This is a genomic window from Pseudomonas sp. 2835 (assembly GCF_050435905.1).
Classification (GTDB): Bacteria; Pseudomonadota; Gammaproteobacteria; order Pseudomonadales; family Pseudomonadaceae; genus Aquipseudomonas.
Genome location: NZ_JBNDLE010000008.1, coordinates 220388 through 244905, shown reverse-complemented (window position 1 = coordinate 244905; position 24518 = coordinate 220388). Strand labels below are relative to the sequence as shown.

General features: G+C 62.6%; 26 protein-coding genes. 11 read left to right on the top strand and 15 right to left on the bottom strand.

What is annotated here, in order from left to right; all coding sequences use genetic code 11:
* Positions 1–29: 29 nt before the first annotated feature.
* The 5 genes from ABIE20_RS14550 to ABIE20_RS14530 form a co-directional block, all read right to left on the bottom strand.
* A complete protein-coding gene (locus ABIE20_RS14550) occupies positions 30–2027 on the bottom strand; it encodes a diguanylate cyclase (RefSeq protein ID WP_429505657.1) in 1998 nt (665 codons plus the stop codon).
* Between the two features lie 27 nt (positions 2028–2054).
* Positions 2055–2909 (bottom strand): endonuclease/exonuclease/phosphatase family protein, encoded by an 855-nt coding sequence (locus ABIE20_RS14545; protein WP_429505656.1) that lies wholly within the window; start codon positions 2907–2909, stop codon positions 2055–2057.
* Between the two features lie 12 nt (positions 2910–2921).
* Positions 2922–3551 carry a thiol:disulfide interchange protein DsbA gene (dsbA, locus tag ABIE20_RS14540; RefSeq protein WP_429505655.1) on the bottom strand — a complete coding sequence of 210 codons (630 nt, stop codon included), beginning with the start codon at positions 3549–3551 and terminating at the stop codon, positions 2922–2924.
* Between the two features lie 167 nt (positions 3552–3718).
* Positions 3719–4336: a c-type cytochrome gene (locus tag ABIE20_RS14535; RefSeq protein WP_429505654.1), complete on the bottom strand. Its 618-nt coding sequence runs from the start codon at positions 4334–4336 to the stop codon at positions 3719–3721.
* 33 nt (positions 4337–4369) lie between these two features.
* Positions 4370–4672 carry a c-type cytochrome gene (locus ABIE20_RS14530; RefSeq protein WP_045200664.1) on the bottom strand — a complete coding sequence of 101 codons (303 nt, stop codon included), beginning with the start codon at positions 4670–4672 and terminating at the stop codon, positions 4370–4372.
* Positions 4673–4865: 193 nt separating this feature from the next.
* Between ABIE20_RS14530 and yihA the strand changes: the two genes are divergently transcribed.
* Complete coding sequence (yihA, locus tag ABIE20_RS14525) at positions 4866–5498, top strand: ribosome biogenesis GTP-binding protein YihA/YsxC (protein ID WP_045200667.1); 633 nt, start codon at positions 4866–4868, stop codon at positions 5496–5498.
* 301 nt (positions 5499–5799) lie between these two features.
* On the opposite strand, the gene polA is transcribed toward yihA, so the two are convergent.
* Complete coding sequence (polA, locus tag ABIE20_RS14520) at positions 5800–8562, bottom strand: DNA polymerase I (protein ID WP_429505653.1); 2763 nt, start codon at positions 8560–8562, stop codon at positions 5800–5802.
* Between the two features lie 74 nt (positions 8563–8636).
* Between polA and ABIE20_RS14515 the strand changes: the two genes are divergently transcribed.
* Positions 8637–8927 (top strand): DUF2782 domain-containing protein, encoded by a 291-nt coding sequence (locus tag ABIE20_RS14515; RefSeq protein ID WP_429505652.1) that lies wholly within the window; start codon positions 8637–8639, stop codon positions 8925–8927.
* 64 nt (positions 8928–8991) lie between these two features.
* On the top strand, positions 8992–9942 hold the full coding sequence (locus ABIE20_RS14510) for a homoserine kinase (RefSeq protein WP_045200673.1): 951 nt from the start codon (positions 8992–8994) through the stop codon (positions 9940–9942).
* A gap of 63 nt (positions 9943–10005) precedes the next feature.
* Here ABIE20_RS14510 and ABIE20_RS14505 read toward each other — a convergent pair whose 3' ends face one another.
* Positions 10006–10923, bottom strand: a complete 918-nt coding sequence (locus tag ABIE20_RS14505) for a zinc ABC transporter substrate-binding protein (protein ID WP_429505651.1) — start codon at positions 10921–10923, stop codon at positions 10006–10008.
* A gap of 66 nt (positions 10924–10989) precedes the next feature.
* Between ABIE20_RS14505 and zur the strand changes: the two genes are divergently transcribed.
* The 4 genes from zur (at position 10990) to ABIE20_RS14485 (ending at position 13872) form a co-directional block, all read left to right on the top strand.
* Positions 10990–11472 carry a zinc uptake transcriptional repressor Zur gene (zur, locus tag ABIE20_RS14500; RefSeq protein ID WP_429505650.1) on the top strand — a complete coding sequence of 161 codons (483 nt, stop codon included), beginning with the start codon at positions 10990–10992 and terminating at the stop codon, positions 11470–11472.
* Positions 11472–12251, top strand: a complete 780-nt coding sequence (gene znuC / locus ABIE20_RS14495; RefSeq protein WP_429505649.1) for a zinc ABC transporter ATP-binding protein ZnuC — start codon at positions 11472–11474, stop codon at positions 12249–12251. The genes zur and znuC overlap by 1 nt, the downstream gene beginning before the upstream one ends.
* Positions 12244–13026, top strand: a complete 783-nt coding sequence (gene znuB / locus ABIE20_RS14490) for a zinc ABC transporter permease subunit ZnuB (RefSeq protein WP_038997827.1) — start codon at positions 12244–12246, stop codon at positions 13024–13026. Before znuC ends, znuB begins: the two co-directional genes overlap by 8 nt.
* Positions 13027–13158: 132 nt before the next feature.
* Complete coding sequence (locus ABIE20_RS14485; RefSeq protein WP_429505648.1) at positions 13159–13872, top strand: PA5502 family lipoprotein; 714 nt, start codon at positions 13159–13161, stop codon at positions 13870–13872.
* Positions 13873–13908: 36 nt separating this feature from the next.
* Here ABIE20_RS14485 and katE read toward each other — a convergent pair whose 3' ends face one another.
* Positions 13909–16047, bottom strand: coding sequence for a catalase HPII (gene katE, locus ABIE20_RS14480; RefSeq protein ID WP_429505647.1), 2139 nt, complete (start codon positions 16045–16047; stop codon positions 13909–13911).
* A 231-nt stretch (positions 16048–16278) separates the two neighbouring features.
* Here katE and ABIE20_RS14475 point away from each other — a divergent pair, with 231 nt between their 5' ends.
* From ABIE20_RS14475 to ABIE20_RS14465, 3 genes are all read left to right on the top strand, one after another.
* Entirely contained in the window at positions 16279–17286 is a 1008-nt protein-coding gene (locus tag ABIE20_RS14475; protein WP_429505646.1) for a methionine ABC transporter ATP-binding protein, read from the top strand.
* Positions 17286–17957, top strand: a complete 672-nt coding sequence (locus ABIE20_RS14470; RefSeq protein WP_429505645.1) for a methionine ABC transporter permease — start codon at positions 17286–17288, stop codon at positions 17955–17957. The genes ABIE20_RS14475 and ABIE20_RS14470 overlap by 1 nt, the downstream gene beginning before the upstream one ends.
* Before the next feature lie 62 nt (positions 17958–18019).
* Positions 18020–18790, top strand: coding sequence for a MetQ/NlpA family ABC transporter substrate-binding protein (locus ABIE20_RS14465; RefSeq protein ID WP_429505644.1), 771 nt, complete (start codon positions 18020–18022; stop codon positions 18788–18790).
* Between the two features lie 79 nt (positions 18791–18869).
* Here ABIE20_RS14465 and ABIE20_RS14460 read toward each other — a convergent pair whose 3' ends face one another.
* Genes ABIE20_RS14460 through ABIE20_RS14440 form a run of 5 tightly spaced genes read right to left on the bottom strand, consistent with a single transcriptional unit; the run spans position 18870 to position 22774 of the window.
* On the bottom strand, positions 18870–19502 hold the full coding sequence (locus ABIE20_RS14460; protein ID WP_045200691.1) for an SCO family protein: 633 nt from the start codon (positions 19500–19502) through the stop codon (positions 18870–18872).
* Positions 19499–20398 (bottom strand): heme o synthase, encoded by a 900-nt coding sequence (gene cyoE / locus ABIE20_RS14455; protein WP_429505643.1) that lies wholly within the window; start codon positions 20396–20398, stop codon positions 19499–19501. Before cyoE ends, ABIE20_RS14460 begins: the two co-directional genes overlap by 4 nt.
* Complete coding sequence (locus ABIE20_RS14450) at positions 20383–21465, bottom strand: COX15/CtaA family protein (RefSeq protein ID WP_429505642.1); 1083 nt, start codon at positions 21463–21465, stop codon at positions 20383–20385. The genes cyoE and ABIE20_RS14450 overlap by 16 nt, the downstream gene beginning before the upstream one ends.
* A 9-nt stretch (positions 21466–21474) precedes the next feature.
* Positions 21475–22068, bottom strand: a complete 594-nt coding sequence (locus ABIE20_RS14445; protein ID WP_429505641.1) for a hypothetical protein — start codon at positions 22066–22068, stop codon at positions 21475–21477.
* Complete coding sequence (locus ABIE20_RS14440) at positions 22034–22774, bottom strand: SURF1 family protein (RefSeq protein WP_429505640.1); 741 nt, start codon at positions 22772–22774, stop codon at positions 22034–22036. The genes ABIE20_RS14445 and ABIE20_RS14440 overlap by 35 nt, the downstream gene beginning before the upstream one ends.
* Positions 22775–22837: 63 nt before the next feature.
* Here ABIE20_RS14440 and ABIE20_RS14435 point away from each other — a divergent pair, with 63 nt between their 5' ends.
* Positions 22838–23041 carry a twin transmembrane helix small protein gene (locus ABIE20_RS14435; protein WP_045200700.1) on the top strand — a complete coding sequence of 68 codons (204 nt, stop codon included), beginning with the start codon at positions 22838–22840 and terminating at the stop codon, positions 23039–23041.
* Between the two features lie 6 nt (positions 23042–23047).
* Here ABIE20_RS14435 and ABIE20_RS14430 read toward each other — a convergent pair whose 3' ends face one another.
* Positions 23048–23935 (bottom strand): cytochrome c oxidase subunit 3, encoded by an 888-nt coding sequence (locus ABIE20_RS14430; protein WP_038997841.1) that lies wholly within the window; start codon positions 23933–23935, stop codon positions 23048–23050.
* Positions 23936–23948: 13 nt separating this feature from the next.
* Positions 23949–24518, bottom strand: coding sequence for a cytochrome c oxidase assembly protein (locus tag ABIE20_RS14425; protein WP_429505639.1), 570 nt, complete (start codon positions 24516–24518; stop codon positions 23949–23951).

The following is a 24518-nucleotide window of genomic DNA, read 5'->3' as shown; positions in this document are numbered from 1 at the left end:
TAAGCTTAACGTATCCTCGCCCTTGCCACTCAGCCCTGTTCGACGCGATTTCGACCAAGATGTTTCGCCCGGTACAGCGCTTCGTCCGCGCGTTTGAGCACCACCTCGCTGCGCTCACCGCTGCGAAACGCGCTGATGCCGATGGACAGGGTGATGGTCACCCGCTCGCCCTTGAAGTGGAACGGGCAGGCTTCAATGGCTGCCCGCAGGGTTTCTGCCAGTTGGCAGCCAGCTGCCAGCGAGGTTTGCGGGATCAGCAGGACGAACTCCTCACCCCCAAAGCGGGCGATGAAATCCTGGCTGCGCAGGCGCTTGCGCAGCACGCTGGCGACAATTTTCAAAACCTTGTCACCGGCCAGGTGGCCGTAGCTGTCGTTGATACGCTTGAAATGATCGAGGTCGAGGATCGCCATCAACAGATGGCCGCCGCTTTCCTGCCATTGCAGCACTTCCTGATCGACCCGCTCCGACCAGGCGGCGCGGTTGGGCAGCCCGGTAAGTGGATCGATCAGGGCTTTCTGGCGCTGCTCTTCAAGGTGCTCGCGGTAGCCCAGGGCTTCCTGCTCCATGCTCGCCACCCGCTCGGCCAGGCCTTGCAGACGGCTGGCCATGTCCTGCTCGCGCTGATCGCGCTGCTGCTGATGCTCGTCCATGGTGCCGAGCAAGCCTTCGAGGCGGTTTTCCAGGATGTGCTTGAGGCTGCCCAGGTCGGCCGCGCCCTGCACGCTGCTTTGCAGGCCATCGACCTGCTCACGCAACTGGCTGTCGAGGTCGCGGGCGGCCGAGGTGTTGTCGGCATGGCCTTCGCTGGCTTCATGCAGGTGGCTCTGGAACGATTCCAGGCGTTCGTTGAGTTGCTGCAAGTAAGCTTCAAACTCGTGCTGGCCGCTGTCGTTGATTGCCAACATCAACACCGCCAGGTCATCCAGCACCGGCAGCAGTTCGTACCAGTTCAGGCCGTGCTCCAGGCGCTCGCGCATTGACTGCGCCTGGGCCTTGTGGCGTTCGGGCAAGGTCAGGTCGTCGAGCAGGCCGAGCAGGGTCTCTTCGATATGCGCCGCGACCGAGCTATAGGTGGGCTCGGTGCCGTCGGGCAGGGCGTACTGGGCCTCTTCGTCATCTACCGGCTCTGCTTCTGCCAGGTCAGCCTGCGGCTCGTCCGGGCTGTGCTCGAGCAAGGCCAGTACGTCCTGCTCGGAGTCCAGTATGACGGGCTCGGGTAGCGCTGGCAGTTCAGCTTCAACAACGGGTTCGATTGACAGCTGCGCAACCGGCTCAGGCTCGGAGGCAACTTCAACCTGCGGCTCTTCGCTTGCTTGAACCTCGACGGTTGCAGGCTCGAATTTTTCGACCTGCACCTCTGCAGCAACCGGCATGGGCTGCAGCTCATCGATATCGATGGCGAGGGGCTCATGCACCACGGGCGCAGGCTGCTCTCTGACCTCAGGCAGCGCCGCCGCTGTACCTGCGAGCGCCGGCTGCAGGGCTTCTTCGGCCTCGGCTTCGCGGTTGCCAAACAGACGCTGCAACAACCCGGGACGCTGCGCCTCTTCAGGCCGCTCCAGCGCCGACAGCGCCTGGCCCTGCAGGCCGCTCAGCTCTCCCAGCAGCAGGGGCATCTCGCGCGACTGGCTGGCGCGGGCCTCGACCTGCTTGGCGAACTTTTTCAGCGGCCGGCTGACGTCGCTGGGCAAGGGCAGGGTTTGCAGCTGGCTGACCAGCGAGGTGAGGGCAGTGGTAACCTGGGCGATGCGGGTTTCCCGGCGCTGCTCGGAATCGAGCACGGCCTTTTCCAGGCGCGGGATCAAGCCGGCGAGGGCGGCGTCCATGTTGTCGGTGCGGATCACCTCGCGCATTTCCTTCATGCACTGGTCCACCGCGCGGTCGCTGCCTTCGGCGGCCAGGGTGCTGCGCACAAGACCACGGCGCAACAGGTCGAGGCGAGCCTCCCAACGGCGCTCCAGCTTCTCTTGCTGTTCGATACTCTTGAGGTATTTTTCTTTCCAGCGCTGGGCTTCGTCGGTCATGCCTGGGTCCGCAGAGGGTAATGGCAATTAGCTCAAAGCGGGCAGCGTATCCACAGCGAGGGCATCAGGCAAACGAATCTCAACCGCGACCGGAAGATGATCGGAAATAGGCTGAGCCAGAACCTCGACCCGCTCCAGGGTCAGGCTCGGGCTGAGCAGAATATGATCAAGGCAGCGTTGCGGCCGCCAGCTGGGGAAGGTGGCTTGAACCTGGGGTGCAATCAGGCCCAGATCGCGTAGCGGCGAGTGCTCGAGCAGGTCGGTGGCATGGGTGTTCATGTCGCCCATCAAAACCTGATGGCGGTAGCCGCCGATCAGTTCGCGAATGTAGGCAAGCTGCCGGGCCCGGGTCTTGGAGCCCAGGGCCAGGTGCATCATTACTACCACCAGGGCGTCTTCACCTTCACCGAAACGCACCAGGATCGCTCCGCGTCCTGCCGGGCCGGGCAGGGGATGATCTTCAAGCAGTTGCGGTTTCAGGCGGCTGAGCACACCGTTGCTGTGCTGGGCCAGGCGCCCGAGGTTGCGGTTGAGCTGCTGGTACCAGTACGGGAAGGCACCAAGCTGGGCCAGGTACTCGACCTGGTTGACGTAGCCTGAGCGCAGACTGCCGCCATCGGCTTCCTGCAGGGCGACCAGGTCGAAGTCGGCGAGCAGGTCGCCGATCTTCTGCAGGTTGCCGGCCCGCCCGGTGTGCGGCAGCAGGTGCTGCCAGCCACGGGTCAGGTAATGACGGTAACGCTCGGTACTGATGCCGACCTGGATATTGAAACTGAGCAGCCGCAGCCGGCCGTCCTCAGGCAGGCCGTTGGCCTGCAGGTGATGTTCGTTGACCTGCGGATCACGCAGGCCAACGCCACGCTCGGTTCTCCAGCGGCGCATGGCTGGCGCCGCTTACTTAGCGGCGCGCTCCTTGTCGATCAGGTAGTCAGCAACGTTCAGCACGCCTTCCGGCCCCTTGGCGGTGCCCAGGTCGAAGCGGTACTTGCCGTTGACGACCATGCTCGGCACGCCAGTGATACCGTACTTCTTCGCCAGGTCCTTGGCCTGTTTCACCTGGCCCTTGATGGCGAAGGAGTTGAAGGTGGCGAGGAACTTGGCGCGATCAACGCCTTGGGTTTCGAGGAAATCAGCCATTTCGTCCGGCTTGGTCAGGCGCTTGCGCTGAACCTGAATCGCCTCGAACACGGCAGCGTGAACCTTGTGTTCAACGCCCATGGCTTCGAGGGTCAGGAACATCTGCCCGTGGGCATCCCAAGGGCCGCCGAACATGGCCGGAATGCGCTTGAAGTTGACGTCTTTTGGCAGTTTCTCAACCCATGGATTGATCACTGGCTCGAAGCTGTAGCAGTGCGGGCAGCCATACCAGAACAGCTCGACCACCTCGATTTTGCCAGGGACCGACACCGGAACCGGGTTGCTCAGCTCGGTATACTGGTCGAAGGCTACCGGTTCGGCGGCCTGGGCAGTCATGCCGAAGAGGCTGGCGGTGACCAGCGCGGCGCCGAGAATCAGATTACGCATGCTTTACTCCTGAGCAGTCAATAGAGTCGCCTTGGCGGGACCGGTCGTAGGACAGGTCGAGGCAGGCCCGAGTTCGTTAGTGTAACGGCAGCGGGCACAAAAAAGGGCGGCCGAAGCCACCCTTTTCATCTTTGCGCCGCAGTATTAACCCAGCGTTAAAGCGCGGATCAGTGCAGACCCTGGATGTAGCTGGACAGTGCTTCGATGTCCTTGTTGCTCAGCTTGGCGGCGATGGTGCGCATGGTCGTGGCATCGCCATCGTTGGTGCGGTTGCCTTCGCGGAAGTCGGTCAGTTGCTTGGCTACATAGCTGGCGTGCTGGCCACCCAGGTGCGGGAAACCGGCCAGGGCGATGCCTGCGCCGTTAGGCGAGTGGCAGCCGGTGCAGGCCGGCAGGCCTTTTTCGATGTTGCCGCCGTTGAACAGCGCGCGCCCCCGCTCGACCAGCTTCGGATCAGCCGCGCCAACGCTGCCTTTCTGGCTGGAGAAGTAGGCGGCGATGTCGGCCAGGTCCTGGTCGCTGAAGGCGGCCAGCATGCCGGTCATTTCCAGCACGGTGCGCTTGCCGTCCTTGATCTCGTGCAGTTGTTTCAACAGGTAGCGCTCACCCTGGCCTGCAAGTTTCGGGAAGTTCGGCGCCAGGCTATTGCCGTCCGGATTGTGACAAGCGCCACATACAGCAGTTTTGGCCTGACCAGCAGCGGCATCCCCTTTGATAGGCTCTGCGGCATTGGCTGCACCGGTGATGCCCAAGGTCAACAGCAGACTCACGAGTAGTTTGTTCATCAGCTAATCCAACTACGGCTAAGGGTGAAAGAGTTATGTATCGGGACTTCGGCTCATCCACTGGATGATCGCCTGGTAGTCCTCGGCACTGCAGTCCATGCACAATCCACGCATTGGCATAGCCTTGAAACCCTGGGTGACATGCACCACCAGTATCTCCATACCCTTCGCCAGTCTTGGCTCCCAAGCCGCACGATCACCCGCTTTCGGTGCCTGTGGCAGCTGCCCGGCGTGACAAGCCGCACACGTGCGGTTGTACAACGCCTCGGGATCCTGTGTAGCCTGAGCGCTGAATAACGGTATCAAGACACCGACAACAAGCAGCCATTTCGTCATGCGAACGACCTTTCAGGGTTGGGGGCTGCACTGCGTTCTAATGCGCAAGCTTGAATCCGATGCCCCCGTGCACATCCTCCTACGCTGGGATAATGCGCACACAAAATCTGGGGCATTATATACTCCCGTTACTGAAACGGAAACGACACCGCTTGCCGAGCCCGCCTCTGGCAACGCCCACACCGGATATCCCATGCAAGTCAAAAACCCCATCCTCGGCCTCTGCCAACAGGCCAAATTCGCCATCAGTGCTGCCAAGGTCGACCAGTGTCCGCCCGACCAGGGCTATGAAGTAGCTTTCGCTGGCCGCTCCAACGCCGGCAAGTCCAGCGCCCTGAACACCCTGACCCACGCCAGCCTGGCGCGCACCTCGAAAACCCCGGGGCGCACCCAGCTGTTGAACTTCTTCAGTCTGGACGATGAACGGCGTTTGGTCGACTTGCCGGGCTACGGTTATGCCAAGGTGCCGATCCCGCTCAAGCAGCACTGGCAGCGCCACCTGGAGGCCTACCTGGGCAGCCGCGAGGCCTTGAAGGGCTTGATCCTGATGATGGACGTGCGCCATCCGATGACCGACTTCGACATGATGATGCTCGACTGGTCGCGCGCTTCGGGCATGCCGATGCACATCCTGCTGACCAAGGCCGACAAGCTGACCTTTGGCGCGGCCAAGAACACCCTGCTCAAAGTGCAGGCAGAAATTCGCAAAGGCTGGGGTGACAGCGTCTCGATCCAGCTGTTCTCGGCGCCCAAGCGCCAGGGCCTGGAAGAGGCTTACGGGGTGCTGGCACGCTGGATGGAACTGGCGGACAAGCCCGCAGAATAAGGGCCGCCCGGCAAACACCGGGCAAAAAAAACCCCGGACTTCGTATGGGGAGGGGGAAGTTCGGGGTCCAAGTTCCGGACCGCTAGGGCGGGGTCCAGATATCTGCCAACACTTAACACAACATAGGAGCATCGAAGGGCTTCACCAGCCATTCAGTTACTCTGAGTCGCAGTTCACCGGTTTAGTTCCGGACGTTTAAAAACTATTTGCGATAGATGGGAATTTTCCGGCGCTAATGGCATCAGGCCAGCCAAAAGCCGCGACGATATGCCGCAGCTTTTCCCCGAATTTCAGCGCATTTTTAGTGCGCTTCGTCCCAATTTGACCCCACGCCGACCTCAACCAGCAGCGGAACATCCAGTTGGGCAGCCCCGCTCATGTGTGGACGAATTTGCTCGCGCACTTGCTCGACCAAGTCTTCGCGCACCTCCAGCACCAGTTCATCGTGCACCTGGAGGATCACCCGGGCATCCAGGTCCGAATCGCTCAGCCAGTTATCCACCGCGACCATGGCGCGCTTGATGATGTCGGCCGCCGTGCCCTGCATCGGCGCGTTGATCGCGGTGCGCTCGGCGCCTTTGCGCAGGGCCGGGTTCTTGGCGTTGATCTCTGGCAGGTACAGGCGCCGGCCAAACAGGGTTTCAACATAACCTTGCTCGGCAGCCTGGGCGCGGGTGCGTTCCATGTAGGCCAGCACGCCCGGGTAACGGGCGAAGTAACGGTCGATATAAGCCTGGGACTGTTTGCGGTCAACGCCGATCTGCTTGGCCAGACCGAAGGCGCTCATGCCGTAGATCAGGCCGAAGTTGATGGCCTTGGCGCTGCGGCGCTGGTCGATGGTGACCTGCTCCAGGTCGACGCCGAAAACCTCGGCGGCGGTGGCCCGGTGCACGTCCAGGTCGTTGCGGAAGGCGTGCAGCAGGCCTTCGTCCTGGGCCAGGTGCGCCATGATCCGCAACTCGATCTGCGAATAGTCCGCAGCCAGTAGTTTGTAACCCGGTGCGGCGACGAAGGCCTGGCGAATCCGCCGGCCTTCGGCGGTACGGATCGGGATGTTCTGCAGGTTCGGATCACTGGACGACAGGCGCCCGGTGGCCGCCACCGCCTGGTGGTAGGAGGTGTGGATTCGCCCGGTGCGCGGGTTGATCTGCTCCGGCAGGCGGTCGGTGTAGGTGCTCTTGAGCTTGCTCAGGGAGCGGTACTGCATCAGCACCTTGGGCAGCGGGAAGTCCATATCGGCCAGTTCCGCCAGCACCGCTTCGGCGGTGGAAGCCTGGCCCTTGGCGGTCTTGTTGAGCACCGGCATGCCCAGCTTGTCGTAGAGGATCACGCCCAGTTGCTTGGGCGAGCCGAGGTTGAACTCCTCACCGGCGATCTCGAAGGCCTGGCGTTCCAGCTCGGCCATTTTCTCGCCCAGCTCGATACTTTGCACGCCCAGCAGCTTGGCATCGACCAACGCACCCTGGCGCTCGATCTTGGCCAGCACCGGCACCAGCGGCATTTCGATGTCGGTCAGCACCGATTGCAGGCTTGGAATCTGCGCAAGCTTCTGCTGGAGGGTCTGGTGCAGACGCAGGGTGACGTCGGCGTCTTCGGCGGCATAGGGGCCGGCCTGTTCCAGGCTGATCTGGTCGAAGGTCAGCTGTTTGGCACCTTTGCCGGCGATGTCGGTAAAGCCGATGGTGGTATGGCTCAGGTACTTGAGCGCCAGGCTGTCCATGTCGTGACGGGTGGCGGTGGAGTCGAGCACGTAGGACTCGAGCATGGTGTCGAAGGCCACGCCCTGCATCTGGATGCCGTTGGCAAAATCGCCGCCGATGGCGCAATTGGCCAGGATGTTCATGTCGTACTTGGCGTTCTGCGCCACCTTGACCTTGCTCGGGTCTTCCAGCAGCGGCTTGAGCGCCAGCAGCACGCTGTCGCGGTCAAGTTGCTCGGGCACGCCCATGTAGGAATGGGTCAGCGGCACATAAGCGCCTTCATGGGCCTGGACCGCGAACGACACACCGACCAGTTGCGCCTGCTGGGCATCGAGGCCGGTGGTTTCGGTGTCGAAGGCAAACAGCGGCGCCTGGCGCAGCTTCTCCAGCCAGGCATCAAAGCGGGCCTGGTCAAGGATGGTTTCGTACTGGGCTTCGACCACTTCCTGCGGTGCTTCGACCACGACTTCCTGGCCGGCGCGCTTGGCGTCGCGCTGGACTTCGTCGACCCAGCTCTTGAACTCCATCTCGGTGTACAGCGCCAGCAACGCGTCACGGTCGGGCTCGCCGCACACCAGCGCATCGACTTCGACATCCAGCGGCACGTCGATCTTGATGGTTGCCAGCTCATAGGACAGGAACGCGGCGTCGCGGTGCTCTTCCAGCTTGGCCGGCAGAGTCTTGGCGCCGCGGATGGCCAGGGCCGGCACCTTGTCGAGATTGTTATACAGATCGCTCAGGCCACCACCGATACCGGTCAGCAGGCCCACCGCGGTCTTTTCGCCCACTCCAGGCACACCCGGGATATTGTCGACCTTGTCGCCCATCAGGGCGAGGAAGTCGATGATGTGTTCAGGACCGACGCCGAATTTCTCGTGCACGCCAGCGACGTCGAGCACGGTACCGGTCATGGTGTTGACCAGCGTAATGTGGCCATCGACCAGCTGGGCCATGTCCTTGTCGCCGGTGGAGATGATCACCGGACGCCCGGCCGCGGCACTGCTGCGCGCCAGGGTGCCGATCACGTCATCGGCTTCCACGCCTTCGACGCACAGCAGCGGGTAGCCCAGGGCGCGCACGCTGGCGTGCAGCGGTTCGATCTGCACGCGCAGGTCGTCGGGCATGCTCGGCCGGTTGGCCTTGTACTCGGCGAACATTTCGTCGCGAAAAGTGCCGCCCTTGGCGTCGAAGACCACCGCGAACAGGCTGTCCGGATACTGCTTGCGCAGGCTTTTGAGCATGTTCAGCACGCCCTTGACCGCGCCGGTCGGCAGGCCCTTGGAGGTAGTCAGTGGTGGCAGCGCGTGAAAGGCGCGGTACAGGTACGAGGAACCGTCCACCAGGACGAGGGGAGCTTGGCTCATGTGCAGAATCAACCTTTTCGACGGGCCCGGCGCTAGAATGTCCGGAACATTGACGACAAAGGGACAAGGTTATCATGGGTACACTAAATCGCCTGTTGCTGCTCAGCCTGTTGGCAGTCACTCCGGTCGTCGCCCTGGCAGCGGATGACGCGCCATCGGCTGATCCGGAGGTAACCATTCGCACGGAAGGCGACAAAACCATCCAGGAATACCGGCAAAATGGCTTCCTGTATGCAATCAAGGTGACGCCCAAAGGCGGCAAACCTTATTTCCTGGTACGTGCCGATGGCTCGGACGGCAATTTTGTCCGCTCCGACCAACCGGACATGCTGATCCCGTCGTGGAAAATCTTCGAGTGGAAGTAGGCCGTACCCTTTACATCAACCTGGCACTTCCCTGCTGAAGTGCCCGTATGGGCAATTTTTGATCATGTCAGTCTTCACCCCCCTGACCCGGCCTGAGCTGGAAACCTTTCTGGCGCCGTACGGCCTGGGCCGCCTGCGGGACTTCCAGGGCATTGCCGCCGGCACCGAGAACAGCAACTTCTTTGTCAGTCTGGAACAGGGAGAGTATGTGCTGACGCTGGTCGAACGCGGGCCGATCCAGGACCTGCCGTTCTTCATCGAACTGCTCGACGTGCTGCACGAAGCCGACCTGCCGGTGCCCTACGCCCTGCGTGGCAACGACGGCGTTGCCCTGCGTGAACTGGCCGGCAAGCCTGCATTGCTGCAACCACGGCTGCCGGGCAAACACATCAAGAGCGCCAACAATCAGCACTGCGTACAGGTAGGCGAACTGCTCGGGCACCTGCACCTGGCCACCCGCGACAAAGTGCTGGAACGCAAGACCGACCGCGGCCTGGACTGGATGCTCGAGACCGGCGCCGAGCTGATGCCGCGCCTGAACGCCGAACAGCGCCAGTTGCTGCAGGCGTGCCTGGACGAGGTGGTCGAGCACAAGGCGCAGATCATGGCGCTGCCGAGGGCCAACCTGCATGCCGACCTGTTCCGTGACAACGTGCTGTTCGAAGGCACTCACCTGACCGGCCTGATCGACTTCTACAATGCCTGCTCGGGGCCGATGCTCTACGACCTGGCGATCACCTTGAACGACTGGTGCTGCGATGACGCCGGGATCATCGACGGCCCGAGGGCGCGGGCGCTGCTCGGCGCTTATGCAGCGCTGCGACCGTTCACCTCGGCCGAGGCCAACCTGTGGCCGGTGATGCTGCGCATTGCCTGCGTACGTTTCTGGCTGTCGCGCCTGATTGCCGCCGAGTCGTTTGCCGGGATGGACGTGCTGATTCACGATCCGGCCGACTTCGAAGTACGCCTGGCGGCGCGCCAGCAGGTAGAGATAGCGTTGCCGTTTGCGCTTTGAAACATCGCGGGGCAAGCCCGCTCCTACAATAGGTGGGAGCGGGCTTGCCCCGCGATCAGGGCGTCACAACTTCTCCAGGCACCCCGCCAGATCATTCCCCAGCGTCTCCAGCAACTGCTCATAGCCCTGGGCACTGGCCGGCGCCGTACCACCCAGCGCATCCAGCTCCACCAGAGTCACCGGCAGCCCCGCCGTCAGCGTCTCGGCCAAGCGTGGCCGCAGTGGCGGCTCGCTAAACACACAGGTCTTGCCCACTTCCTGCAGGCGTTTGCGCATCGCCGCCACGTGCTGGGCGCCTGGCTGCACCTCTGCTGCCACGCTGAAAACCCCGGTGTGCTTCAGGCCGTAGGCCGACTCGAAATAGTCAAAAGCCTCATGGAAAACGAAAAACGGCTTGCCGTTGACACCGGCCAGGCGCTTTTTCAGACGCCCGTCCAGTGCATCCAGACGCTCGCCGAAGGCCTTGAGATTGCTCAGGTAGCGCGCGGCATTGGCCGGATCGGCAGCGCTAAGGTCAGTGGCCATCTTCGCCGCAATCACCCGGGCGTTGACCGACGACAGCCAGAGGTGGGCATCGAGGCTGCCTGGGCGGTGATCATGATCATGATCGTCGCCATCTTCGTCATGGGAGTGGCTATCTTCGCCAAAATGGCGCAGGTGCAGGCCGGGCAGCTCCTGCACGGCAACGCTTGGCTTGCTGCGGCCTTTGAGCACCCGCGGCAGAAAGCCCTCCATGTCCGGGCCAATCCAGTACAGCAGCTCGACGTCGCCCACGCGCCGTACGTCGGAAGGACGCAGGGCGTAATGGTGCGGCGAGGCGCCTGGCGGCAGCAGCACTTCAGGCGTACCGACGCCGTCCTGAACCGCCGCAGCGATCTGTTGCAGGGGCTTGATGCTGGTCAGCACACGCACTTCGGCCTGTGCCTGGGCCATCACCAGAGTGGTGATAAAAGCGACAAAAAGGGCAAAAAATCGGGACACGATGACCACTCACAGGGGCTGAAACAGGTAACATAATAACGTCTCCAATCAGAACCGTCGCCGCTCATGCCTAAAACCCCGCTGGCCAACCGCCCCCACGACCACTCCCATTGCGTACACAGCGCCCTGGCCGAGGCCGATGCGCTGTGCGCACGCCAGGGTGTGCGCCTGACCGCTTTGCGCCGCCGCGTGCTGGAGCTGGTGTGGCAGAGCCACAAGCCGCTGGGCGCCTACGACATCCTCGCCGTGCTAAGCGAGCAGGATGGCCGCCGGGCTGCGCCGCCGACCGTGTACCGGGCGCTGGATTTCCTCCTGGACAACAGCCTGGTGCACCGCATTGCCTCGCTCAACGCCTTTATCGGCTGCAGCCACCCCGAGCACGCGCACCAAGGCCAGTTCCTGATTTGCCGCGAATGCCACGTGGCCATCGAGCTTGAGCAAAGCAGCATCAGCGACGCCATCGTCGCCAGCGCCAAGGACGTCGGTTTCAGCGTCGAAGCACAAACGGTCGAAGTGGTCGGCCTGTGCAGCAACTGCCGGAGCGCCTGATGAGCAATACGCTGATTCGCCTTGAGCAGGTGGGCGTGAGCTTCGCCGGCCAAGCGGTGCTCGACAGCATTGACCTGGCCGTGGAGCCCGGGCAGATCGTCACCCTGATCGGCCCCAACGGCGCCGGCAAGACCACCCTGGTGCGCGCCGTGCTTGGCCTGCTCAAGCCGCATACCGGTACGGTCTGGCGCAAGCCGCGGCTGCGCATCGGCTACATGCCGCAAAAGCTTCAGGTCGATGCCACCTTGCCGCTTTCGGTCCTGCGCTTCTTGCGCCTGGTGCCCGGCGTTGATCGCGCCGCAGCCTTGTCGGCACTCATGGAAGTCGGCGCCGAAAAGGTCATCGACAGCCCGATCCAGGGTATTTCCGGCGGTGAAATGCAGCGCGTGCTGCTGGCCCGCGCACTGTTGCGCGAACCCGAGCTGCTGGTGCTCGATGAGCCGGTGCAGGGTGTCGACGTCGCCGGCCAGTCCGAGCTGTACAGCCTGATCACCCGCCTGCGCGACCGCCACGGCTGCGGCGTGCTGATGGTTTCCCACGACCTGCACCTGGTAATGAGCACCACCGACCAGGTGGTCTGCCTCAACCGCCATGTCTGCTGTTCCGGCCACCCCGAGCAGGTCAGCGGCGACCCGGCGTTCGTCGAGCTGTTCGGCAGCAACGCGCCGAGCCTGGCGATCTATCACCACCATCACGACCACGCTCACGACCTGCACGGCTCGGTGGTCGCCCCGGCCAAAGGCGGCCACGTTCATGGAGATCACTGCAAGCATGGCTGATTTTCTGCTTTACGCCCTGCTCGCAGGTTTGGCCCTGGCACTGGTCGCCGGCCCTCTGGGATCCTTCGTGGTCTGGCGGCGCATGGCCTATTTTGGCGACACCCTGTCCCATGCCGCGTTGCTCGGCGTCGCCCTGGGTTTCGTGCTGGATGTCAGCCCGGCGCTGGCTGTGACTGTCGGCTGCCTGTTGCTGGCGATCTTGCTGGTGACCTTGCAACAGCGCCAGCCACTGGCCTCCGACACCCTGCTGGGGATTCTCGCACCGAGCACGCTTTCCCTTGGCCTGGTGGTGCTGAGCTTCATGCACGATGTGCGCATCGACCTGATGGCCTACCTGTTCGGCGACCTGCTGGCGATCAGCCCGGGGGACCTGGCCTGGATTCTCGGTGGCAGCGCTGCGGTGCTGCTGTTGCTGGTGGTGCTGTGGCGCCCGCTACTGGCGGTCACCGTGCATGAAGAGCTGGCGATGGTCGAAGGTTTGCCGGTCGCCGCGCTGCGCCTGGCGCTGATGCTGCTGATCGCGGTGGTGATCGCCGTGGCGATGAAGATCGTCGGCGTACTGCTGATTACCTCGCTATTGATCATCCCCGCCGCTGCGGCGCAACGTCACGCCCGCTCGCCCGAGCAGATGGCCCTGGGCGCCAGCCTGCTGGGGGTTACCGCGGTGTGCGGCGGCCTGGCGTTGTCGTGGTTCAAGGACACGCCGGCCGGGCCGTCCATCGTGGTCTGCGCCGCAGTGCTATTCTTGCTGAGCCTGGCGCTGCCCCGGCGCTGAAGACGTGGGGTGCAGCCAGGGCGGTTGCACCCTGCGACATTTAAAAACGCGCGGGGTCCTGAAGAGTTATTTTCGAGTCTGCGGACTGGGTGTAGACTTGCTCGCTTTTTGCGCAAATAGAGAGTCGCAGGAATGAAGCCGTTCGCCTCCCGTTATCTGCTCCTTGCCGCGTTTTCACTGATCCTCGCCGCGTGCTCCAGCACCCCGGCCGACAACGCCGCCGTGCCTGCCCAGCCTGATGCCTGGCAGCAGCTGGAGCAAAGTATCGCCAGCAGCGAGCTGGCCACTGCCGAAGATCAACTCGCCACCCTGCAAAGCCAGGCGCCGAATGACAGCCGGATCGAGCAATACCAGCGTCAATTGGCCGAAGCCTATCTGCAGCGCAGCCAGATCGTCCTGCAAAAGGGCGATGTGAACGCGGCTGCCACCGCCCTGGCCCGCGCCCGCGCGCTGATGCCCAAGGCTCCGGCGCTGACGGGCGGCGTCAACGGCGCTATCGCCCAGGCGCGCAAGGCCGAGCTCGATAAAGCCGAGGCCGCACTCAAAGCCGCCGAAGCACGCCCGGCAGCCAAGCTGATCGACCCGACCGCCCAGAGCACCGTGGTTGCCTTGAAAACCACCAACATTCGCGAAATGCGCAAGCAACTGGATGACATCGCTACTGACGTGGTCAATTACCAGTGCGATGTGGTGTTCCAGGTGCCGCGCAAGCAGGATGCACCCTGGCTGCAAACCTTGCTGGGCAAACGGGTAAAAAAACTCGACAGTGATTTTGCCTTGCAGCAAAGCCACGAGATTCATCGTAACCAGCCTGCCCAGGCGGTGCTCATCCCACGCCGTCCATAACGAAAAGGGTGCCCTGATGGGCACCCTGTTTGTGCATTACGCCGGAATGGCTTTCGCCGCGGCTTCACGCTCCCACACCCGATGCTTGCTGATTGCCGTGATGAAAGCCTTGTAGGCTTTGTCATCATTGCCCAGCAGCAAGCCGCTGTCGGCTTTGAGCCCCAGCTTGTCGAGAACGACCTGCGCCTCGCTGGCCAGGCCAATGGGTTTGAGGTGCTTGTAGGCTTCGAGCAGGAAGTGCAACGCCACACCATCACCGGCCAGGGCTTGTAGCGAAGCCTTGCCGCCCGGCACCCAGGCCGCATCGAAGATCACCGACGGCATGCCTTCCATCGAGGCATCCACGGCCAGCACCTTGCCCTGGGCGGTTTTCACCGGCGCCGAGGTCGGGCCAAGGATCTTGATCTGCGCGCTCTCGGCTTGCAACGCCTTGACCAGGCTATCGACACTGTCGCCATCCACGCCATCAGCCACCAGTACTGCTACCTTGCGGCCCTTGATGCCTTCGCCGAGCAGGTTCATCTGGCTCAGCGCCGGCGATTCTTTAAGGCTTGGCTGAGGCACATCCACCGTACCTTTCTTCGGCGCCGGCAGGCCAAGATTGGCAGCCACTCGCGCCGCCAGCTTGAGGTCGATGTTGGCAAGGATCTCGTTGACCTCACGGGCGCGGATGAACTCCCGCTCAACTTTGCCCAGCTCGAAGCTGTAGGCGCTGATGATGTGCTCCTGCTCGGTCGGGCTCATGCTCTGGAAGAACAGCCGTGCCTGGGAGAAGTGGTCGGCGAACGACGGGCTGCGCTGGCGCACCTTGTGCGCTTCGATGCGCTCCGGATACGACTCGAAGCCACCATCGCTGGCTGCCGGTGCGGTCTCTTTGGGCCAGCCGCCATCGATCGAGTTGGGTTCGTAGGACGTGCGACCCTTATCCACAGTGGTGCGGTGCAGCGCATCACGCTGGCCGTTGTGGTTGGGCGCCAGCGGGCGGTTGATCGGAATCTCGTGGAAGTTCGGCCCGCCGAGGCGGCTGATCTGGGTATCGGTGTAGGAAAACAGTCGGCCCTGCAGCAGCGGGTCGTTAGAAAAGTCGATGCCAGGCACGATATGCCCAGGGCAAAACGCGACCTGTTCGATTTCGGCAAAGAAGTTGTCCGGGTTGCGGTTGAGCACCATCTTGCCCAGCGGCGTCACCGGCACCAGCTCTTCGGGGATGATCTTGGTCGGGTCGAGCAGGTCGAAGTCGAACTTGTGCTCGTCTTCTTCGGCAACGATCTGCACACCGAACTCCCACTCCGGGTAATTACCGGTTTCGATCGCTTCCCACAGGTCACGACGGTGGTAGTCGGTGTCTTTGCCGGCCAGCTTCTGCGCTTCGTCCCAGAGCAGCGAACACACGCCCGCCTTGGGCTTCCAGTGGAATTTGACGAAGCTCGACTTGCCCTCGGCATTGATCAGGCGAAAGGTGTGCACGCCAAAACCCTGCATGGTCCGCAGGCTTTTGGGAATGGCGCGGTCGGACATCGCCCAGATCACCATGTGTGCCGACTCCGGCACCAGCGAGACGAAGTCCCAGAAGGTGTCGTGGGCCGAGCCACCGGTAGGAATTTCGTTGTGCGGCTCAGGTTTTACCGCATGAACGAAGTCGGGGAACTTGATCGCATCCTGAATGAAGAACACCGGCATGTTGTTGCCCACCAGGTCGAAGTTGCCTTCGTCGGTGAAGAACTTCACGGCGAAACCGCGCACATCGCGCACGGTATCGCCCGAGCCGCGCGGGCCCTGGACGGTGGAAAAACGCACGAACACCGGGGTGATTTTCTCCGGGTCCTGGAGGAAACCTGCCTTGGTCAGTGCGGCATGTGACTGGTTAGCCTGAAAGTAGCCATGGGCCCCGGTACCGCGGGCATGGACGATGCGCTCGGGAATACGCTCATGGTCAAAATGCGTGATCTTTTCACGCATGATGAAATCTTCCAGCAACGACGGGCCACGGTCACCGGCTTTCAGGGTGTTCTGGTTGTCGGCAACCTTGACCCCCTGGTTGGTGCGCAGCGCCTGGCCGGTGGCGTCACTACGAAATGTTTCCAGGCTTTGCAGCTTGGCATTGGTGTTGGCCCGGTCCGGGGTGTCGGTACCGGCGAGTTGGCTTTCCTTGGGCGGGTTCTTCTTGCTGGGCATCAGTGTGCTCTCCTCACTCAATCAGTCCTACGGTTCGACCCCACGGTGGGCCCTATTCAGTAGTGACTGATGGCCCCTGCAGGCGTTCCTTCGGATTGACCACTGATCGCGTTATTCCAGTAGCATTGGTCAATTGCGAAATAAATGCTAAGTACCTCTATACGAACAGGCTAAAATGCGCGCCCGGCTAACCGCTGACCCCATTCCCATGCGCCCCACAAGGTTCGCTACGTGATCGAGTTTCAAAATGTTCATAAAACCTACCGCGTAGCCGGTAGGGATATCCCCGCACTGCACCCGACCAACCTGAGCGTCGAAGACGGCCAGGTGTTCGGGCTGATCGGCCATTCCGGCGCCGGTAAAAGTACCCTGCTGCGCCTGATCAACCGCCTGGAAGCGCCAAGCGGCGGCAAGATCATCGTCGACGGCGAAGACGTCACTGCGTTCAACGCCAACGATCTGCGTCGATTCCGCCAGCAAGTCGGGATGATCTTCCAGCACTTCAACCTGCTGGCCTCCAAGACCGTTGCCGATAACGTGGCCTTGCCGCTGACCCTGGCCGGCGAGCTGTCGCGCAAGGAAATCGACACCCGCGTCAACGAGCTGCTGGCCCGCGTCGGCCTGGCCGATCACGCGAAAAAATACCCGGCACAGCTTTCCGGCGGCCAGAAGCAGCGCGTCGGCATCGCCCGCGCCCTGGCTACCAAGCCGAAAATCCTGCTGTGCGACGAAGCCACCAGCGCCCTCGACCCGCAGACCACCGCCTCGGTGTTGCAGCTGCTGGCCGAGATCAACCGCGAGCTGAAGCTGACCATCGTGCTCATCACCCACGAGATGGACGTGATCCGCCGGGTCTGCGACCGCGTGGCGGTGATGGATGCCGGGCAGATCGTCGAGCAAGGTCCGGTGGCCGATGTGTTCCTGCACCCGCAGCACCCGACCACCAAACGCTTCGTCCAGGAAGACGAGCAGGTCGACGAAAATGAACAGCGCGACGACTTCGCCCACGTGCCAGGGCGTATCGTGCGCCTGACCTTCCAGGGCGATTCGACCTACGCGCCACTGCTGGGTACCGTCGCCCGCGAAACCGGCGTCGACTACAGCATCCTGGCTGGACGCATTGATCGCATCAAGGACACCCCGTATGGGCAGCTGACCCTGGCCGTCACTGGCGGCGACATGGAAGCGGCGTTCGCCCGCTTCACTGCAGCTGATGTTCATATGGAGGTACTGCGTTGATGGACGCCTTGAGTTTCTTTGCCAACGTCGACTGGGCCGAAATCTGGCTGGCTACCATCGACACAATGATCATGCTGTTCGGCTCGTTATTCTTCACCGTACTGCTCGGCCTGCCGCTGGGCGTGCTGCTGTTCCTCTGCGGCCCGCGTCAGCTGTTCGAACAGAAGGGCGTGTACGCGCTGTTGTCGCTGGTGGTGAACATCCTGCGCTCGCTGCCGTTCATCATCCTGCTGATCGTGATGATTCCGTTCACCGTGCTGATCACCGGCACCTCGCTGGGCGTCGCCGGGGCCATCCCGCCGCTGGTGGTAGGGGCTACGCCGTTCTTCGCGCGCCTGGTGGAAACCGCGCTGCGTGAAGTCGACCGCGGCATCATCGAAGCCACCCAATCGATGGGCGCCACCACCCGCCAGATCATCACCAACGCCTTGCTGCCCGAGGCCCGCCCGGGCATCTTCGCGGCCATCACCGTGACCGCCATTACGCTAGTGTCGTACACCGCGATGGCCGGTGTGGTGGGCGCTGGCGGCCTGGGTGACCTGGCGATCCGCTTCGGCTACCAACGTTTCCAGACCGACGTGATGGTGGTCACCGTGGTCCTGCTGCTGGTACTGGTTCAAGTCCTGCAAAGCGTGGGCGACAAACTGGTTGTGCATTTTTCCCGTAAGTAACCCCATGGGTCGGCACTGCCGACGCACCGGGGGCCGGACTGGCCCTCACAAGGAGTGATTTGATGAAAAAGCTGCTTGCTGTTGTCGCCGCTGTCGCGGCCTTCTCGGCCCAGGCCGAGACCCTGACCGTCGCCGCCACCCCGGTGCCGCACGCCGAGATCCTCGAATTCGTCAAACCGGCCCTGGCCAAAGAAGGCGTGGACTTGAAGGTGAAGGTGTTTACCGACTACATCCAGCCGAACGTGCAAGTGGCCGAGAAGCGCCTGGACGCCAACTTCTTCCAGCACCAGCCATACCTGGATGAGTTCAACAAGGCCAAGGGCACCGCGCTGGTGAGCGTTGCCGGTGTGCACCTGGAACCGCTGGGCGCCTACTCGAGCAAGTACAAGAAGCTCGACGAGCTGCCATCGACCGCCACCGTGGTCATCCCCAATGACGCCACCAACGGCGGTCGTGCCTTGCTGCTGCTGGACAAGGCCGGTGTGATCAAGCTCAAAGACAACACCAACATCCTCTCGACCGTCAAAGACATCGCCGAGAATCCAAAGAACCTGAAGTTCCGTGAGCTGGAAGCGGCAACCATCCCGCGTGTGCTGACCCAGGTCGACCTGGCGCTGATCAACACCAACTACGCGCTGGAAGCCAAGCTCAGCCCTGAGAAGGACGCACTGGTCATCGAAGGCAGCGATTCGCCTTACGTGAACATCCTGGTTGCCCGCCCGGACAACAAGGACTCGGAAGACATGAAGAAGCTGGCGGCTGCGCTGCACTCGCCTGAGGTGAAGAAGTTCATCGAAGAGAAGTACAAGGGCGCGGTCAAGCCGGCGTTCTGATTCAAAGACCTATCGCGGGTCAAGCCTACTCTCACAGGTCAGGTGATCTCTGTGGGAGCGGGCTTGACCCGCGATGCTTTTAGTCGCGCTTAACCAGCCCAGGCAACTGCGCAACCAGCTTCTGGTTGTTGAACGGCGCCCGGATAAACCCGCGCTGCTTGCCGTCCGGCCCCAGCAACGCCAGGTTGCCGCTGTGATCAACCGTGTAGTTCGGCTTGCTGGTATCGGCCGGAATGAACGGAATACTCACCGCATTGGCCAGCTTCTGGATGTTCTCCAGCGAACCGGTCACCCCGCGAAAATCCTTGTCGAAATAACCCAGGTACTGCTTCAGCTGTGCCGGGGTGTCACGGTTCGGGTCGACACTGACCAACACTACCTGTAGACGGTCAACTGCCTCTTTAGGCAGCTCGCTTTTCACCTGGCGCAGCTGGGCGAGGGTGGTCGGGCAGATGTCCGGGCAGAAGGTATAGCCGAAGAACAGCAGCGACCACTTGCCCTTGAGCTCGTCCATCACCACCGGCTGCCCCTGCTCGTCGGTCATTTGCACGGCAGGTACGGTGCGGCTCTGTGGCAGCAGGATGATGCCGGCATCAATCAGCTCGGTCGGATTGCCTTCGCTGCGGCCGTTGAGCACCTTGTTGACGGTAAGCCCGAGGATCACGGCGACCAGGGCAACGAGAATAAAGACGGTTTTCTGGGTTCGAGTCATAGGTTCGACAGTAGGTAGTGGTCAACAAGCAGCGCGATGAACAGCAGCAACAAGTACCAGATAGAGTACTTGAAGGTCTTGATCGCCGCGTGCGGCCGACTGCCACGGTACAACACCCAGGCCCACTGCAGGAAGCGCCCACCCAGGGCCAGGGCGCAGGCCAGGTACAAAGGCCCGCTCATGTGGATGGCGTAGGGCAACAGGCTGACCGCCAGCAAAACCAGGGTGTACAGCAGGATATGCACCTTGGTGTAGTGCTCGCCGTGGGTGACCGGCAGCATCGGAATATCAGCCTTGGCGTACTCCTCCTTGCGGTGAATGGCCAGGGCCCAGAAGTGCGGCGGGGTCCAGGCGAAGATGATCAGCACCAGCAGCAATGGCTCGGCGCTGATATGCCCGCTGATCGCCACCCAGCCCAGCAAGGGCGGGGCGGCGCCGGCCAGGCCGCCAATGACGATGTTCTGCGGTGTGGCGCGTTTGAGAAAGCCGGTGTAGATCACTGCGTAGCCGAGCAGCGAAGCCAGGGTCAGCCAGGCGGTCAGGGCGTTGGTGAACACCAGCAGCAATGCCATGCCGAGGGTCGCCAGCAGCAGGGCGAAGGTCAGCGCCGCCGCCGGAGCCACGCGGCCCTCGGCAATCGGGCGCTTATGGGTGCGCGCCATCAAGGCATCGATGCGCCGGTCCACCACATGGTTGACCACCGCCGCGCCCCCGGCACAACAGGCAATACCCAGATTGCCAAACAGCAGGATGGTCCACGGCACCCCGGCACGGGTGGCGAGGAACATGCCGACCAACGAGGTGATCAGCATCAGCACCACCACCTTGGGTTTGGTCAGTTCCAGGTAATCGCGCCAGCCTGCCTGCAACCTGCGCTCGCTCAGAAGCGTCGCCATGAATTATCTCCCAGATAATGAACGACCCCGCCACTCGCCAGCGGGGTCAGTCGCCAGCCCTGGCTGACCCGGCGGACTTTGGCCTGGGCAACCAGGCGAATGCGGTAATTGACCAGCACCATGCTCAGCAACAGCAGGGCGCCACCGGCGTTGTGGGCTACGGCCACGGCCAGCGGCAGATGGAACAGCACATTGCTGATGCCCAGGCTCACCTGCACGGCCAGCGCCGCCAGCACCAACCCGGCCAGCCTGCTCAAGCCATGACGGTGCAGCTTCCAGCTGAGGATCAGCATCACCGCCGTCACCAGCAAGGCGCCCAGGCGGTGACTCATGTGGATTGCCGTGCGCGCGTCACTGTCGAGCTGGCCACCGAGGTAATTGGGGCCGATATGTTGAGTCAGGTGAAAGCCGTTGGCGAAGTCCGCCTGCGGCCACCACTGGCCATGGCAAGTCGGCAGGTCGATACAGGCCACAGCTGCGTAGTTGGCGCTGACCCAGCCGCCCAGGGCAATCTGGCCGATCACCACCAGCAAGCCCAGCGCCGCCACCCGGCGCACACTCAAAGGCAGCTTGGGCAAGGGCGCAAAGGCCCGTGACAGGCGCAGGCTCAACAAAAACAGCAAACTTAACGTGGCAAAGCCGCCCAATAAATGTGCCGTGACCACCTGCGGCCAGAGCTTGAGGGTCACCGTCCACATGCCGAAGGTCGCCTGGGCGAACACCACGCCGAGCAACAACAGGGGCAGGCGATAAGGCTGGCCGTCGCGGCCATGGCGGCGCCAGGCCTGCAGGGCGAGCAGGGTGATCACCAGGGCCAGGGTACCGGCAAAGTAGCGATGGACCATTTCGTTGCGGCCTTTGTGCGCCTCCACCGGGGTGTCGGGGAAATGCAGCTCGGCGTGGGCCAGTTGCGCTTCGGTCTTGGGCACGCTGATAAAGCCATAGCAGCCCGGCCAGTCAGGGCAGCCCAGGCCGGCATGGGTCAGACGGGTGTAGGCACCGAGCAACACGACTACCAGTGCCAGCAGGGTTGCAAAGACGGCGAGGCGAAATCCAGGTCTGGCCATGGCGATGTCCTACCCGATATTGGACAGCTTCAGCAGGTGGCGCAGGTCATTGAGCAAGTCCTTGCCCTTGACCCTGGCGTCGTAGCGCAGCACCAGATTGCCGTGCGGGTCGACGATCCACAGTTGGGCATCCTGTTTGCCCTGGCTGACCGCGCCATAGCGCGACAAGTCCAGGGGGTAGCGCTGCAGTTGCGGGTACTCGCGGTCCAGTTTGGCCTGGTAATCCGCTGCCAGAGGCTGGGCGGCGGCCAGGCCATGGCTGGCGCGGCTGGCATCGCGGCCCAGGCCGATCTGGATCTGCCGGGCCAGGTACACCAGCTGCTGGCAGTCCAGCCCGCAATCCCTGGGTGTGCTCACCAACAGCTGCCAGCGACCTTCCTCAGCGCTGACGCCAAGGTCGGCGCGAGTCTGGCCGTTGCCAATCATTTCACCGTGGTAGCTACGGCTGTCGGGCACCCAGAACTTGAGTTTGTACATGCTGGTGGCAAGGATCATCGGGCCGAGAACCACCAGCAGGATCAGCAACAGTTGCAGGCGCCCGCGCGCACGGCTGCGCGGCGCCTTGCCTTCAGACATGTTGAGTGGACTTGTGACGGCTCCCATGCTGTTTCTCCTTGTTGTTATGCCAGCCGAAGTAGAGGTAAAGCAGCACCAGGGCTAACGCCAGGGCAAACCACTGCACGGCGTATCCCAGGTGTTTTTCCGGGCCCAGGGCGACTACCGGCCAGTCCAACCGGTAACTGGCCGGGCCCGGTTCCAGGCGCAGTTCATGGGCAAAACCTTCGCGGCCCAGCTGCGGCCAGAGTGCACCGGGGTCAATCGCCGTGATCAGCCGCGGCCAGTCGCCGCCCTGCGGGTCGGCATGCAGCTGAAAGGTGGCGCCCGGGACGACATACACCGAGGCGTCAAGGCTCAAGGCTTGCTCCGGTGTGCTGAATTGCACCGGGATGCGCCGGTCCGGCCAGGGTAGCCAGCCGCGATTGATCAACAGCCACAGGCCGCTGGCCTGGTCGAGAAAGGGTTGCAGCAGCTCGACACCAACCTGGCCATCGCGCATGCGGTTATCCAGCAACAGGCTGTGCTGGCTATCGAATTGGCCATAGAGATGCACCCGGCGATAGGCCGGATCGGCGATCTGCAGCAACTGCGCACTGCCCACCGCATCGCTGGCGCTGCGCTCGGCATAAACCTGCAGCAGCTGGCGTTTCTGCTCGGCACGCCCGAGCTGCCAGCAGCCCAGCGCAATCAAACCCGGCAGCAGCAACAGCACCACCAGGGTCGGCACGATGCCTGGGCGAAAGCGCTTCACCGGGCCCTCGAAAGGTCAGTCGCTATACTTGTACTCATCACTGCATCCCCCCGGAGTTTCGCCATGCTTAAAGCCGCGATTGTCCTGATGCTGTTGGCGACCATTGCCAGCCTGTTCAGCGGTCTGTTCTTTCTGGTCAAGGACGACGGACAGTCGACTCGCCTGCTCAAGGCCCTGACTATCCGCGTCACCCTGGCCGCCTTGACCCTGGCCCTGGTGACCTGGGGTTTCTACAGCGGCCAGTTGGTTTCCCACGCGCCGTTCTGAACCCGGCTACAGCACGTAAACGAAGATAAACAGCCCCACCCAGACCACATCGACGAAGTGCCAGTACCAGCTGGCCGCCTCGAAACCGAAGTGTTTGTCGGCGTTGAAGTGCCCGCGCAGGATGCGCACCAGCATCACGATCAGAATCAGGGTGCCCATGGTCACGTGGGCGCCGTGGAATCCCGTGAGCATGAAGAAGGTGGCGCCATAGATACCCGAGCCCAGGGTCAGCCCCAGTTCGGTATAGGCTTCGTGGTACTCGTAGGCTTGCAGCACCAGGAAGGCCAGGCCAAGCAGGATGGTCAGCGCCAGCCAGGCCTTGAGCGGGCCGCGGTGATTCTTGCGCAAGGCATGGTGGGCGATGGTGATGGTGACACTAGAGCTGACCAGCAAAATGGTGTTGATCAGCGGCAGGTGCCAGGGATCGATGATGTCCTTGGGTGGCGGAAACAATTTCGGGTCTGGCGTATGCAGCAGCGGCCAGGAAAACTCGAAGTTCGGCCAGAGCATGTGTGCCACGCCCTTGGCGCCATCGCCACCGAGCCAGGGCCCGGCCAGGTTGCGCACATAGAACAGCGCGCCAAAGAAGGCGATGAAAAACATTACCTCGGAGAAGATGAACCACGACATGCCCCAGCGGAACGAGCGGTCCAGCTGCGGGCTGTAGAGCCCGGCGCGGCTTTCCTTGACCACCGCGCCGAACCAGCCGAACAGCATGTAGGCCAGGCACAGGGCGCCGAAGAAGAAGATCCACGGCCCGTGGGATTCCGGCCGCCCGGCCTTGAGGTCGTTGAACCAGGTGCCCAGGCCGAACACGGTGATGAACATGCCGACTGTGGCAATGATCGGCCACTTGCTTTGCGCCGGTACGTAATAGTGCTCATGGGAAGCCATCGTGGTGTTCTCCTTATCGGGCGCCCTGTGCAACCGGGTCCGCCAGGTGTGCAACCGGCGGGTGGCGAGCGGTGATATCGAACAGCGTGTAAGCCAGCGTCAGGTGTTTCACATCCTTGGGCAGGTCGCGGTCGACGATGAAACGCACCGGCATTTCGATGCGTTCACCCGGCTGCAGCACCTGCTGGGTAAAGCAGAAGCATTCGGTCTTGTGGAAATACGCCGCCGCCTCGGCCGGGGTTATGCTCGGAATGGCCTGGGCGCTCATGGGCTTGTCGGTCGGGTTGCGGGCGATGAACACCATCTGGTTGACCGCCCCCGGGTTGACGTCGATCTGGTCGGCGGTGGAATAAAAGTCCCAGACCATGTCGCTGGCGTTGGTCGACATGAACTGCACCTTCACCTTACGGTTCAGGTCGCTGACCTGGGTGCCTTCGTACTGCCCGCCGGTCTTGCCGTTGATGCCGAACGCCTTGCACATCACGTCGTAGATCGGCACCAGGGCAAAACCGAAGGCGAACATCACCACGGTCAGCAGCATCAGCCGCCACACCAGGCGCTTGAGCGAGGTCCCTTCACTCAT

What these genes read in the sequence shown, in the direction of transcription:
- ABIE20_RS14550 (WP_429505657.1), bottom strand. Translation starts at nt 2,027, where the DNA reads ATGACCGACGAAGCCCAGCGCTGGAAAGAAAAATACCTCAAGAGTATC.
- ABIE20_RS14545 (WP_429505656.1), bottom strand. Translation starts at nt 2,909, where the DNA reads ATGCGCCGCTGGAGAACCGAGCGTGGCGTTGGCCTGCGTGATCCGCAG.
- dsbA (WP_429505655.1), bottom strand. Translation starts at nt 3,551, where the DNA reads ATGCGTAATCTGATTCTCGGCGCCGCGCTGGTCACCGCCAGCCTCTTC.
- ABIE20_RS14535 (WP_429505654.1), bottom strand. Translation starts at nt 4,336, where the DNA reads ATGAACAAACTACTCGTGAGTCTGCTGTTGACCTTGGGCATCACCGGT.
- ABIE20_RS14530 (WP_045200664.1), bottom strand. Translation starts at nt 4,672, where the DNA reads ATGACGAAATGGCTGCTTGTTGTCGGTGTCTTGATACCGTTATTCAGC.
- yihA (WP_045200667.1), top strand. Translation starts at nt 4,866, where the DNA reads ATGCAAGTCAAAAACCCCATCCTCGGCCTCTGCCAACAGGCCAAATTC.
- polA (WP_429505653.1), bottom strand. Translation starts at nt 8,562, where the DNA reads ATGAGCCAAGCTCCCCTCGTCCTGGTGGACGGTTCCTCGTACCTGTAC.
- ABIE20_RS14515 (WP_429505652.1), top strand. Translation starts at nt 8,637, where the DNA reads ATGGGTACACTAAATCGCCTGTTGCTGCTCAGCCTGTTGGCAGTCACT.
- ABIE20_RS14510 (WP_045200673.1), top strand. Translation starts at nt 8,992, where the DNA reads ATGTCAGTCTTCACCCCCCTGACCCGGCCTGAGCTGGAAACCTTTCTG.
- zur (WP_429505650.1), top strand. Translation starts at nt 10,990, where the DNA reads ATGCCTAAAACCCCGCTGGCCAACCGCCCCCACGACCACTCCCATTGC.
- znuC (WP_429505649.1), top strand. Translation starts at nt 11,472, where the DNA reads ATGAGCAATACGCTGATTCGCCTTGAGCAGGTGGGCGTGAGCTTCGCC.
- znuB (WP_038997827.1), top strand. Translation starts at nt 12,244, where the DNA reads ATGGCTGATTTTCTGCTTTACGCCCTGCTCGCAGGTTTGGCCCTGGCA.
- ABIE20_RS14485 (WP_429505648.1), top strand. Translation starts at nt 13,159, where the DNA reads ATGAAGCCGTTCGCCTCCCGTTATCTGCTCCTTGCCGCGTTTTCACTG.
- katE (WP_429505647.1), bottom strand. Translation starts at nt 16,047, where the DNA reads ATGCCCAGCAAGAAGAACCCGCCCAAGGAAAGCCAACTCGCCGGTACC.
- ABIE20_RS14470 (WP_429505645.1), top strand. Translation starts at nt 17,286, where the DNA reads ATGGACGCCTTGAGTTTCTTTGCCAACGTCGACTGGGCCGAAATCTGG.
- ABIE20_RS14465 (WP_429505644.1), top strand. Translation starts at nt 18,020, where the DNA reads ATGAAAAAGCTGCTTGCTGTTGTCGCCGCTGTCGCGGCCTTCTCGGCC.
- ABIE20_RS14460 (WP_045200691.1), bottom strand. Translation starts at nt 19,502, where the DNA reads ATGACTCGAACCCAGAAAACCGTCTTTATTCTCGTTGCCCTGGTCGCC.
- cyoE (WP_429505643.1), bottom strand. Translation starts at nt 20,398, where the DNA reads ATGGCGACGCTTCTGAGCGAGCGCAGGTTGCAGGCAGGCTGGCGCGAT.
- ABIE20_RS14450 (WP_429505642.1), bottom strand. Translation starts at nt 21,465, where the DNA reads ATGGCCAGACCTGGATTTCGCCTCGCCGTCTTTGCAACCCTGCTGGCA.
- ABIE20_RS14445 (WP_429505641.1), bottom strand. Translation starts at nt 22,068, where the DNA reads ATGGGAGCCGTCACAAGTCCACTCAACATGTCTGAAGGCAAGGCGCCG.
- ABIE20_RS14435 (WP_045200700.1), top strand. Translation starts at nt 22,838, where the DNA reads ATGCTTAAAGCCGCGATTGTCCTGATGCTGTTGGCGACCATTGCCAGC.
- ABIE20_RS14430 (WP_038997841.1), bottom strand. Translation starts at nt 23,935, where the DNA reads ATGGCTTCCCATGAGCACTATTACGTACCGGCGCAAAGCAAGTGGCCG.
- ABIE20_RS14425 (WP_429505639.1), bottom strand. Translation starts at nt 24,518, where the DNA reads ATGAGTGAAGGGACCTCGCTCAAGCGCCTGGTGTGGCGGCTGATGCTG.